This is a genomic window from Ignavibacteria bacterium, assembly GCA_016873775.1.
Lineage (GTDB): Bacteria > Bacteroidota > Ignavibacteria > UBA10030 > F1-140-MAGs086 > JAGXRH01.
In genome coordinates, this window is sequence record VGWC01000069.1 from 1 (window position 1) to 12,304 (window position 12,304).

11 protein-coding genes and 1 pseudogene are annotated in these 12,304 nt (G+C 38.6%); all 12 read right to left on the reverse strand.

The features are described from left to right. Nucleotides 1–282: 282 nt before the first annotated feature. The 12 genes and pseudogenes from FJ218_09010 to FJ218_09065 all read right to left on the reverse strand — a co-directional run bounded on the left by FJ218_09010 (nucleotide 283) and on the right by FJ218_09065 (nucleotide 12,304). Entirely contained in the window at nucleotides 283–1,464 is a 1,182-nt protein-coding gene (locus tag FJ218_09010) for an anhydro-N-acetylmuramic acid kinase (protein MBM4167037.1), read from the reverse strand. Further along, nucleotides 1,461–2,090 (reverse strand): peptide-methionine (S)-S-oxide reductase MsrA, encoded by a 630-nt coding sequence (gene msrA / locus FJ218_09015; protein ID MBM4167038.1) that lies wholly within the window; start codon nucleotides 2,088–2,090, stop codon nucleotides 1,461–1,463. Before msrA ends, FJ218_09010 begins: the two co-directional genes overlap by 4 nt. After that, nucleotides 2,090–3,907, reverse strand: coding sequence for an acyl--CoA ligase (locus tag FJ218_09020; protein ID MBM4167039.1), 1,818 nt, complete (start codon nucleotides 3,905–3,907; stop codon nucleotides 2,090–2,092). Before FJ218_09020 ends, msrA begins: the two co-directional genes overlap by 1 nt. Next, nucleotides 3,834–4,976, reverse strand: a complete 1,143-nt coding sequence (locus FJ218_09025) for a fibronectin type III domain-containing protein (GenBank protein MBM4167040.1) — start codon at nucleotides 4,974–4,976, stop codon at nucleotides 3,834–3,836. The genes FJ218_09020 and FJ218_09025 overlap by 74 nt, the downstream gene beginning before the upstream one ends. A gap of 69 nt (nucleotides 4,977–5,045) precedes the next feature. Then, nucleotides 5,046–5,645 (reverse strand): flavin reductase family protein, encoded by a 600-nt coding sequence (locus FJ218_09030; GenBank protein ID MBM4167041.1) that lies wholly within the window; start codon nucleotides 5,643–5,645, stop codon nucleotides 5,046–5,048. Between the two features lie 18 nt (nucleotides 5,646–5,663). Further along, the gene (locus FJ218_09035; GenBank protein ID MBM4167042.1) at nucleotides 5,664–6,764 is read right to left on the reverse strand and encodes a homogentisate 1,2-dioxygenase; all 1,101 of its coding nucleotides are present in this window, start codon (nucleotides 6,762–6,764) and stop codon (nucleotides 5,664–5,666) included. A 103-nt stretch (nucleotides 6,765–6,867) separates the two neighbouring features. Then, complete coding sequence (locus tag FJ218_09040; GenBank protein MBM4167043.1) at nucleotides 6,868–7,851, reverse strand: fumarylacetoacetate hydrolase family protein; 984 nt, start codon at nucleotides 7,849–7,851, stop codon at nucleotides 6,868–6,870. 104 nt (nucleotides 7,852–7,955) lie between these two features. After that, a complete protein-coding gene (locus tag FJ218_09045) occupies nucleotides 7,956–8,903 on the reverse strand; it encodes a paraslipin (protein ID MBM4167044.1) in 948 nt (315 codons plus the stop codon). 27 nt (nucleotides 8,904–8,930) lie between these two features. Further along, complete coding sequence (locus tag FJ218_09050; protein ID MBM4167045.1) at nucleotides 8,931–9,389, reverse strand: NfeD family protein; 459 nt, start codon at nucleotides 9,387–9,389, stop codon at nucleotides 8,931–8,933. 17 nt (nucleotides 9,390–9,406) lie between these two features. Beyond that, on the reverse strand, nucleotides 9,407–10,672 hold the full coding sequence (locus tag FJ218_09055; protein ID MBM4167046.1) for a zinc-ribbon domain-containing protein: 1,266 nt from the start codon (nucleotides 10,670–10,672) through the stop codon (nucleotides 9,407–9,409). Nucleotides 10,673–10,727: 55 nt separating this feature from the next. Next, complete coding sequence (hppD, locus tag FJ218_09060) at nucleotides 10,728–11,825, reverse strand: 4-hydroxyphenylpyruvate dioxygenase (GenBank protein ID MBM4167047.1); 1,098 nt, start codon at nucleotides 11,823–11,825, stop codon at nucleotides 10,728–10,730. A gap of 128 nt (nucleotides 11,826–11,953) precedes the next feature. After that, nucleotides 11,954–12,304, reverse strand: a pseudogene (locus tag FJ218_09065) (T9SS type A sorting domain-containing protein).

Genomic DNA, 12,304 nt, shown 5'->3' on the forward strand with positions numbered 1-12,304 from the left:
CCCGCTCCTGCAACGATCATCACAGGACCTTCCGTTGCTTGTACCGCTTGTTGTTGAACTGAATTTAATTGTTGGAGAAAAGACAAAGTACTACATTCATTGGTATGAGTTAGTTGTTATTCGTTAGTTATAGAACAACTACCGAACAACAATAACAAAAAAAATTGTGGGCAAACTTACAAAAATATTTACTCAAATTGTAGAATGAAATGGAATTTCATTCTAAAAAAGAAAACCGAAAACCAAGATGTTTCAGTTGCTTTTTTGATTTTCATTCTTCATTCACGGCAAACAAATTTTCCCAAGAATTGTCGCACGCGTTGCGCCGGTTACCGAAGGAACATTGGAAGAGTTTCCATGCAGAGTTTCGTTTGCAAGAATTGCAAATGCAATTGCTTCTTTTGCATCGCTGGAAATTCCGTATGCATCAATCGGTGTAATTATTGTACGAGGAAAAAATTCTTGCAAAAATTTGAGCATCGTTTTGTTATGCGCCCCTCCTCCGCTCACAATTATTTCATTCGGAAACTTTTTCTTTACAAAAATTTTTTTAAGATGAAACCAAACTCCCCACCCAGTAAAATAAGTAGCAGTTGCAATAACATCTTCATTTGATAATTTCCATCGCGTACTCTCTCGGATAAGTATTTCAACAAACTCTTTTCCAAAATCTTCTCGTCCCGTTGATTTCGGCAGTGGTTTCCTGAAATACGAGTGTCGTTGCATACTGCACAACAGTTGCTGATGTACATTTCCCTTTGATGCAATTTTTCCGTTTCTATCAAACTGTTTTTTAAAATAAATTTTCATCAGTGCGTCAATCACCATATTTCCCGCACCTGTATCAAATGCAAGAATTTGTTGGAGCGAACAATTTTTCGGAAGCAACGTCATATTTGCAATTCCTCCAATGTTGAGGAGCGCGCGATGTTCTTTTGTAGAACGAAACAAACAATAATCAACGTATGGAACAAGCGGTGCACCGGTTCCTCGAAATGCAACGTCGCCCACACGAAAATCTCCAACAGTTACAATTCCTGTCAACTTTGCAATCACGGATGCGTCTCCTATTTGCAATGTCGAGCGAATATGTTTCCCAAATAATGTTGTTGCTTTCGGTAAATGTTGAATTGTTTGTCCGTGTGAACCAATGAAATCAATTTCGGAAATGTTCCTTCCGCTTTTTTTTACAATCTTTTTTACTGCATCCGCAAACATTTCAGAGAAGAGAAAATTCAAACGACAAATATCATCAAGTTTTGCAGTCGAAGGATGAGAATTTTTTAAAATATATTCACGGAATTTTGTTGCATACGGAAACGTTTCACATGCCAGCGTTTGTACTTTTATTGAAATTCCATTGCCTTCAATTTCGCAAACTACTGCATCAATTCCATCGAGCGATGTTCCCGACATTAAACCGACGGCGAGTTTTTTTTTGTGTTTTGAAAAAATAAGTTTCACTTTTTTGTCCGTTTTACTTTTTCCAGTTTTGGCTGTATAACAAACACACAATACGGCGCCTCTGGATTCTTTGCAAAATAATTTTGATGATATTCTTCAGCGTAAAAAAAAGTTTTCAACGGTTGTATTGCCGTTACAATGTCATTTTCAAATTCTCGTTGCACTGTTTGTTTCGAGTATTCCGCAATGCGTTTCTGTGCATCATTGTTATATAAAATGATAGAACGATACTGTGTTCCAACATCAGCTCCTTGACGATTTATTGTTGTTGGGTCGTGGCATTTCCAAAACATTTCCAAAATTTGTTCAAGCGGAATCCTACTCGAATCAAAACGAATTTGCACGACTTCCGCATGTCCCGTTTTCCCGGAACAAACTTCTTCATACGTAGGATTCATCGTTGTTCCGTCTGCATAACCCGAAACAACATCAACAATTCCTTCGAGTTCATCGTACACTGCTTCAAGGCACCAAAAGCATCCGCCGCCGAGTACGATGGTGTCTGTTCTATTTATGGATTTCTCCAACTGTGTATAGGTGTTCATTTGAGTAAAAGTTTGTGATGTTTCTGATTGACAATTCAAAAAAAGAAACGAAAGTGAGAATACAAAAACTAAATGTTTCATCAGTGTTTTGATTTTTTGTTTTCCGAAAACTGTATTGATTTCCATTGCGTGAATAACTGCTTCAGTTTGTTGCGTTGGTATTTTCCTGTTGACGTTACCGGAATTTCCATTCCGAATACAACAACTTTGGGAGAATGTGCAAATGAAAAATGTTTTCTGCAACGTTCCAAAATTTCTTTTTCGGGAAGCAAAACTCCTTCTTTCAGTTGTATATATGCGCCTATTTCTTCGCCGTACCAATCGTTTTCAAATCCAACAGCAAGACCTGCGGCAACTCCGTCAATATTCATCAAGACTTCATCAATTGCAAACGGAGAAATATTAGAACCGCCGCGAATAATCAGTTCTTTCATTCTTCCTGTGATGAAAAAAAACTTTCTTCCTTTTTCATCGCATTGATAAAATCCCTCATCGCCGCTTCTGAACCAAGAGAATGCAAATGTTTTCGCATTTGCTTCATCATTCTGAAAATAATATTTCATTACGTTATGTCCGCGGATAACGATTTCTCCTTTTTCACCTTCGCTCAGTTCATTTCCCTGTTCATCGTGAATGGTCATTTCATTACACGGAATCGGAACGCCGATGGAAGGAAAACCAAAATCCTTCAACCAATGTTTATGTTCTTCTTCGCTCAATTCTAACGGAAGAAAACACGAGTAGCACGTTGTTTCCGAAAGTCCGTAGCCATGAAGAATCGGAATATGAAATCGTTCCTCAAATCTTAATGCGAGTTCAACAGTCAATGGTCCTGCGCCGCAAATTATATGGCGTAATGAAGGAACCGAAATGAACGAAGCGTTCGAATGTTCGTGCAACAAAAATTGTAACAGCGTCGGAACAACACTCACAACATTCACCTTCTCGGATTGGATTCGTTCAAAAAAAGAACGGGAATGAAATTTTTGATTCAACACAACGCTTGCTCCAACATACATCGGAGTAATGAGGGTAACGATTATTCCATTGACGTGATGAAGCGGAAGGACACACATCATTCGTTGTTCAGAAGTAATGTAATGCCACGCAGAAATTTCTTTGGCATCAACAAGCAAATTGTACTGCGTAAGAACAACTCCTTTTGGAAGCCCCGTTGTTCCAGAAGTGTACACAAGAAGCGCTTCATCATCGAGCGTGGGAATTTCTCTCAAAGAAATTTCCGATTGGAGATGGAAGGTTGCCGATGGAAATTCAACATACGCATTTTTCAATGGGAGAGAAAGAGAATTTCCTGTTCGAATAAGTTGTATTGTTTTTTTGAGCGAAGAATTATTTTCGACGATTGATTCTAATTTCTCCAAATATTGTTCGCGAACAAATGCAAGTTTCGCGTTTGAATTTGACAGTATATATTCAATACGCACATTATCTTCACCAATGTTTATCGGCACAACAACAGCACCGAGAAACCAAATGGCAAAATATTGTATAACCGTATCAAGATGATTAAACGAAACAACAGCGACATTATCACCTCGCAAAATTTTATGTTGCAGAAGAAAATTTGTTGTTTCTCCAACGCGAAGATAGAATTCTTCGTACGAAATTTCCGTTCGCGTTTTTTCATTTGCCGAATCGGAATAAAAAATGCAAAACGGAAGTTGAGCAAATTCGCGAGCGTGCTGTGCTACCATTTCTCCGATGTTTTGAAACGAAATGAATTTCTCTTTAAAAGAAAAATTTCCAACGCAATGAGCATTGGAAATTTTTTCTTGCAAATCGGAATAAAGAATTTCTTCCACGTTATCGCTGAGAAGTGTTCTGTTGAGGAACGTGTTGTTTAGTATTGATGAGACGTTCTCCGCTAATGACAACATTGTACATTTCTAATTTATCGCTGACACCTTGCGAGCCAATTTCATAATCCACAAAAATATCAGCTTGTTCTGCAGAAAGAATCTGATAATCATAGAAGTATTTTACAAATGAACGAGGCGAAGTTGTATTCACGGGAATAGTATCGGAAACTGTTGTGTAAAAATTTATTCCCCAACGAGCAACGCCGGGCAACACCCACGCACGCGCGCGCATCGTATATTCTATTTTTATCGTTTTGAAATTCGTTAGGTTCAACGTATTGAATGTGAAATCAGAATTTCGTGTTGTTGTATCCGTCGGATCCGGTGGGTCGTCGTCATTATACAACGGCGGCAATGAATCCATAACAGTTCCCAACGCATCTTCAAAACGATTGAAGAATAACACCCACGTTAATGCAGTTCGTTCTTCTGTATCGAAATACTTTGTAACACCGCTTTTTCTTGTTATTAAACGGATTTTATAAAAGTATCGTTTGTTATCTTTTAAATCATCTACCGTCCACGATGTTGTTTCTTTATTGGTTATTTTTTTAACTAACGTAGAAACATCAGGAGTAAAGCCGCTCGCAATAGAAGTATGCACTTCGTATTGGTCAAAATCGTTGCGCGAATTTGCATATTTGTTCCACGATATCTCGAACGATTTGTACGTAATATTATACGGCATTCCGACAGCAATCAAAATTTCATCCGAAGTTATTGCACTTTCCAACTGTGTCGTGAGTTTTGTGTCGTCGGTTTTTACAACACGAACACGAAAATAATATGTTGTATCTGCAAGCAAATCCGTCACCGATGTGCTGGTTTGCTTTTTCGAAGTTATCGTAGCAAACAACGAAACAGAATCATAAAGAAAACTGCTATCTAATGAACTGTACACTTCATATTTTAAAAAATCTTTTTCCGAATAAAAACTCCATCCTAAGTCAACAGAATGTGCAGTGATATTATAGGGAACTGCTAATTTAAATGGAAGTTCGTACGTTGTTGGCGGCGTTACCGTATCATCCGGTTTTGAACACGAACCAAGGATGATTGCGGCAGTGAATAATAAGAATTTCTTCATAATTAAATTGCTCAAATTATTATGGTTTGTGAATAATGTAAAAAAATTTTACTGGTTTCCTTGAATGAATTACGTTTTCGGTCGCACTAAATCAAAAATATCTCGTGTTCTGCTGTAATGATCTCCCGCTAATCTCCCAATAGGGTGAAGTTCGGAAATATCAATACGATAATTCTCAAATACATCCTCCGCGATATGAAAATACACTATCTCGCCGATGATGATGGTGGAATCGCCAACGGTAACAGATTGCAACATTCTACATTCCATATTGATGGGAGATTCTTTTACTCGCGGTGGTCGCACTTTTGCACTTGGAATTGGAGTAAGTTTTGAAACAATAAATTCATCAATGTGCGAAGGAAACTCTGCAGAGGTAATGTTCATTTGTTCCGCAATTTCTTCAGTAACTACGTTTACGACAAATTCATTCATTTCTAAAATATTCTTCAATGTATCTTTCGTTCCTCCATCGTTTCCACGTTTCGATATAGAAATAGCCAACGACGGCGGATTTGCTCCCACTCCCATAAAAAAACTAAACGGCGCAAGATTATTGCCTTCTTCCGTATTCGTTGTAGAAATGAATGCAATAGGACGAGGAACAATACATCCAATCATCAATTTATAAAGATTTTTCTCATTCGTTGTTTTCGGGTCAACAACTATCATTCGCTGTACTTCTGATTACTTATTTTCTAACCAACTTTTCCAATATTCTTCCCATTCAACTTTTTCTCCTTCGGAAGTAATATAGAGAGGATTTAATCCATCGAGCATTACTGCATATTCATCAGTGTGAGTTTTCTTCTTTTGATTCGCTAATGCTTTTGGATGCGGACCATGATGTATTCCTCGCGGATGCAACGTTAACATTCCTGGTCCGATATTATCTCTGCTGAAAAATTCTCCGTCGTGGTAAAAAATGATTTCATCGTAATCTGTGTTGCGATGAAAGAACGGAACACGCAACGCATCTTCATCCTCTTCTAATGGACGAGGAAGAAAACTGCAAATCACTGCTCCTTCGGTTACAAACGTTGTGTGTGCTGACGGCGGAAGATGTGCGCGATGACTCATTATCGGTCGAATGTCGCGCATATTGATTTTCCAAACCGTCAAATCGCCTTTCCAACCGACAACATCAATCGGGTTAAACGGATATGTAACCGTCGAAAATTCTTCATCAACTTTTATGCGAACATCCCATTCTTTGTTATCAATAATCGGTTCGGGCTCGGGAGTTGTAATTACTGCCGGGTCGTATAATGCGTGTTGTCCAATCAATCCTTTATCCGGCTCGTTAAATTCTGTTCTCGATTGAACAATAAAAAAGAAATTATCTTTTGTTTTTGGAATGATGCGATACGTTACAGCGCGAGGAATAATAATATAATCGCCTTTTTCAAAATCAAGCGCGCCAAAGTCTGTTTCTATTTTTCCATTGCCGCGATGCACAAAATACATTTCATCACCATCGGCATTGCGATAATAAAACGGCATCGGTTCACTGCGTCGAGAAACATACAGCTGAACGTCATTGTTTTTGATGAAGCAAATTGAACTTCCTTTTGCATCATTGAAATCACTCGGAGAAAGTTTGTTTAAGTCCAAACAATGCGGGCGAAGTTTTCCTTCAAATTTTATCCATCCCGTCGGCGGATGCGTATGATATAAATGCGCTGACTTCCCGAAAAAACCTTTGCGTCCGTGTTCTTCTTCGTACGTTCCTTCGGGCAATCCTACGTGCGCTTGCGATGTTGTTTTTCCCTTCTTGAGTGGAAACATTTATTCGTTTGTTCGTTGTTTCGTTTGTTGGTTTGTTCGTTATTTCGTTTGCTTGTTACTCATTGAACGAACTAACAAGCAAACCAATTAACGAACGAACTTTCTAAAAAATTTTGTTGTGCAATATACCAATTTTCTCAATTTCAAGTTCCAGGATATCGCCTGCCTTGACCCATTTATCAAGTTCAAGGCCGCAACCTGTTCCTACCGTCCCCGAACCGAATAAATCTCCTGGCAAAAGTGTTTCTTCCATTGAGGCAAACGCAATCATTTTCTCAAACTTATGAAAAATTGTTCCCGTGTTTCCTTCACTCCAAACTTCTCCGTTCACTCGTGCAGTCATTTTCAAATTATACACATCACCGATTTCATCAGGCGTAACGAGAACGGGACCTATTGCAGTTGCAAAATCTTTACCTTTTGCGGGACCTAATCGCACTTTCATTTCCTTTCGCTGCATATCGCGTGCAGAAAAATCATTCAGCACTGTAAAGCCAGCAATATGTTTCATTGCATCGTGTTCGGAAATATTTCTTCCGAGTTTTCCAATTACGAAACCGAGTTCAAGTTCATAGTCAAATTTCTCAGTGAATGAAGGAATCGTTACATCTTCATCCGTTCCGATTATTGCGTTGTGATTGCCTTTGTAATAGACGGGAATTTCGTACCACTCTTTCGGCATTTCTTCGCTGCGTTTTTCAAATCCTTTCTTCACATGATTTTCAAACGCATAAAAATCTCTGAACGAAGTTGGATTTTGCAATGGCGCTTTCAGTTTCACTTCATTCAGTTGATAAAAAATTGTTTCTTCATTCAATCCGATGGGAATATTCTTTCCAGAAAATTCATTCGCAAAAAACTCCAACGTCTCTTTTGCAAAACGTATTCCGGTATTTTCCGTTTGCAAAAAAGAAAGCATATCGCTCGGAATAATTGCGTTGGCAAATTGATACGGCACTGCTTCTCCCATTCTCGCAAGATAATACGCCGCACCAAAATTCAAATCGAGAATGCCGTTTCGAACCACCGCACCAAGACGATTGTAGCGACCGAGTTTTGTTTTTATTTCAAACGTGCAGAGTTTCATTGAATTTGTTTTATTAAACCACTAAGACACTGAGAACACAAAGAAACACAAATTTTCTCAGTGAAACTTAGTGCCCTTAGTGTCTCAGTGGTTAAATCTAAAATTTATTTCTTCCCCACTTCCGTTTCTTTCCCTTCGCTCATCGTCGAAAATATTTTCCCAACGGAAGCAACAATTCCCGCAACATCGGAAAGATTGGAAGGAATTATCATCGTGTTATTTTTTTGTGCGAGTTTTCCAAATTCGTTTAAGTATTGTTCGGCGATGCGCAAGTTCACAGCATTCATTCCGCCTTGCTCGTTGATTGCAGAAGCGATTTCACGAATTCCTTTTGCCGTTGCATTTGCGACTCGCTCAATTTCTTGCCCGCGTCCTTCCGCTTCGTTGATGCGTTTCATTTTTTCACCTTCCGAACGCGCAATCGCTTCTTGTTTATCGCCTTCTGCGCGATTTATTTTTGCTTGCTTATCCCCTTCCGATTCTGCAATCAACGCGCGTTTTTCTCGTTCTGCTCGCATTTGTTTTTCCATTGCATCACGAATACTCGACGGCGGAACAATGTTTTTTATTTCATAACGCGTTACTTTTAATCCCCACGGAACCGATGCGTGGTCAACTGCCGTTACGACTTCTGCATTGATTTTTTCGCGCTCCTCAAATGTTTTGTCAAGTTCGATTTTTCCGATGAGACTTCGCAACGTTGTTTGCGCAAGTTGAATCGAAGCAAAAGCATAATTGCTGATTCCATACGATGCCTTCACCGGGTCAATGATTTGAAAATACAAAATACCGTCCACTTCCACTTGAATGTTATCTTTCGTAATACATCCTTGCGGAGGAACGTCAATTGCAACTTCCTTCAACGAATGTTTATACGCAACTTTATCAACAAACGGAATGAGGATGTGAAAACCCGCATCGAATGTTTCGTGATACTTGCCCAATCGTTCTATAATGAAAATGGTTTTTTGCGGAACCACGCGTCCCGATTTCATCACAACGATAAATGCAAGAAATATAAGTCCTAATAAAATTATTGTTCCGACGTCCATAAAATTACCTTTCTAAAATATTATGAGTTATTGAATTGATTTGACTTTTAACACTAAATTATTTCGTTCCACCACTTCTACAATTGTTCCTGTTGGAATTAGAACATCCGCCTCTGCTTGCCAAATTGTTCCGAATAATTCTACTTTCCCACTCACGCCGTTTGGAACTATTTCCGCAATAACTTTTGCTTTTTGTCCGTTCACATTATCAAGTTCATCGTCGGAATCAAGTTTGCCTGTAATTTTCCCGCGAAAAATTCCCGTGGCTTTTTTCCGAAACAACACCAATGCGAGAACCGATGCAATGAGAAATACAAAAAGTTGCGAAGTGAACGATGGAAGCACATGCAACCACACCAACAATGCAGTAACCCACGCGCCAACGCCGAAAAAGATGATAACAAATCCCGGAAGCATCAGTTCGGTAAGAATAAAGAGTAAGCCAACGATGAACCAGACAAGTTCGGATGGATAGAGTTCAAACATAATTCATTCTTTCGTTATCAATTTTTTTCGGTGGCAAATGTATTAAATTTTTGTTGAATATTTTCAAGTGCTGAATTCATTCGAGAGGTTGCATCGAGGAAAGAGAATAATGCTGCAAACGTTTCTGTTTCACTTTGAGAAAGTAAAAGCGTAGTCCCACCTTCAAGTTGTTTGAAAATGTGTTCGAGTTCTTTTTTTCTTTGAGATAATTCGGTTGAAATAATTATTTCCGTAGACTTCAATAGTTTACGAATTGTATTTTTCAACTCTGAACGTTCAAAGAGTTTGAGTTCAATAGAATGGAGCCCTCTCGGATTTAGAACATTTGTTATAGTTTCTTGTTCCTCTGTTTTCTTTTCTTGAATTACGTTCTGTTGTTCTTCTTCAAACGTTGTTGGCATTTCAATTGCTGCATTGGAATATTCGTCGAATAATTTATTTGCTTCCTTCAGTTGCACTTTCGCAACAAATATTTTCGTTAGCGAATTTCGAAATGAGAAAGGAAACGTGTTACTGGCATTTCGCTCATTCATTACAACGTATTCAATATTCTCTTCTTCCAACATTCCTTTCAAATAGGCAAGTTCACTTTCATCACTTGTCTCTTTCCAAAACTGAAAATCACTTTCGTTTATTGTTTCTTCTTCGATTAACGATTCACCACACGACGAACACTCTTTATCGTTTCCATTTACGATTGCACCACAGTTTGAACAATACGTTTCTGTTTCATCCGTTACATTTCTCTTTTGCTCATCCTTTGCTATTTCACTTTCATCAAACACACAACCACACGTTGGACATTTTTTTTCATTCTCTAAAACTTCTCCTCCACAATCGGGGCATTTGAACAGATTTGAAAACGTTGTTCCACATTTCGGACAACTTGTTGCAGATTCTGCAATCGTTGCGCCACAATTAGAACATGTTACTTCTTCTTCGGCAAACGAAACTCCACACGTGTGACAGTTTGTATCTTTATCAGAAATTTCTGCACCACATTCCGAACAGTGAGCATATTCGTAATTCTTTTCTTCGGCTTTTCCTAATGTTGATTGTTCCTTTCCTTCAAAAAATCTTCCACAAACTGAACACTCGGTTTGCGTTTCTGAAATCATTGTTCCGCAATCAGGACAAGGAAATTTTTCTCCGTGAATTTCTTCATCCTCTGAAAGCGATACGCCACAATTTGGACAAATCGTATCAGACTCGGAAACTACTTTACAACATTCTGAACAAGTAATTTCAATTTCTTCGTATTCTCTTTGAGATTGTACTTGCATAAATATTACCTCTCGATTATTTCTTCCTAATTTTTAATTCTTCATTCTCAATTATTCAAAGATTCCCCCTCTTCTCCTGCTCTCGCTCAATACTTTCAAACAATGCTTTGAAATTTCCTTTGCCGAAACTTCTGCTTCCTTTCCGCTGAATGATTTCAAAAAATAACGTCGGTCTATCTTCTACGGGTTTCGTAAAAATTTGCAGCAAATATCCTTCGTCATCTCTATCCACGAGAATGCCGAGTTTTTTCAATTCATCGAGCGGCTCATCAATTTTTCCCACACGCACTTGTAAATCGTCGTAGTATGTTGTCGGCACATAGAGAAAATCCACGCCTTGTTTTGTAAGTTGCGCAACTGTTTCCAAAATATTATCCGTCGCCATCGCAATATGCTGCACGCCGGCAGTTCTGTAGTAATCCAGATATTCTTCGATTTGACTTTTCTTTTTTCCCGCTGCCGGTTCGTTAATAGGAAATTTAATCCGCTCGTTTCCGTTCGACATTACTTTGCTCATCAACGCAGAATATTCCGTCGAAATATCTTTGTCGTCGAAATGCCTGAACATCTTAAATCCCATCACGTCTTCATAAAATTTTACCCACGTATTCATTTGTCCCCAACCAACATTTCCAACACAATGGTCAACATATTTTAAACCAACAGGATTTGAAATTGTATCGGTCTTTTCTATTTTTTTGAAACCGGGAAGAAACGTTCCACTATAATTTTTTCTTTCAACAAAAGAATGAATCGTATCGCCATAAATTTTTATTGCAGATTTTTTTACAACGCCGAATTCGTCTTTTAATTCCGTTGGTTCTTGCGCGGGAATTCCTCCGCGTTTTGTCGTTTCGATGAAAGCAGACTCGGCATCATCAACCCACAACGCTAAATCCTTCACGCCATCGCCGTGCAGTTTAATCTGTTCGGAAATAACATTATCAGGATGTAACGGAGTTGTGAGCACAAAGCGAATTTTCCCTTGTTGCACAACGTACGAAACTTTTTCTCGTTCTCCGGTTTCCAGTCCGCGATACGCAACAAGTTGAAATCCAAACGCGCTGCGATAAAAATGCGCCGCCTGTTTTGCATTGCCGACAAAGAACTCGATATAATCTGTTCCGTTGATGGGCAAGAAATCTTTTTCCATAGTTAAGGTGTTAGGTTTTTGGTGTTAGGTGTTAGTTTGTGAATAATATGAGTTTAGTAGCCACGAATTACACGAATGAACACTAATTTTTCTTTCGTGTAAATTCGTGCAATTGGTGGCAGAAAAATTTATTTCAACAAAATCATCTTCTTCGTTTCAGAAAACTTTCCCGATTGCAACCTATAAAAATACATCCCGCTCGAAAGTTTGTTCGCATCAAATTCTATTTCGTGTTCGCCTGCTTGGAGTTCTTTCATTGTTGAGTAACGTTGCTACTTCTCTTCCAAGAATGTCGAAAACTTTCAATGTTGTTTGTAGGGGCAATTCATGAATTGCCCCTACGGGAATTTTAAATCGTATTGTTGTTGTCGGGTTGAACGGATTTGGATAGTTTTGTAACAACAGAAAATCTGAAGGTAATTTTTCTTGTTCTTCGGGAACAAAGGTAATTCCTCCGTTCGTCGTTTTCATTACAACAC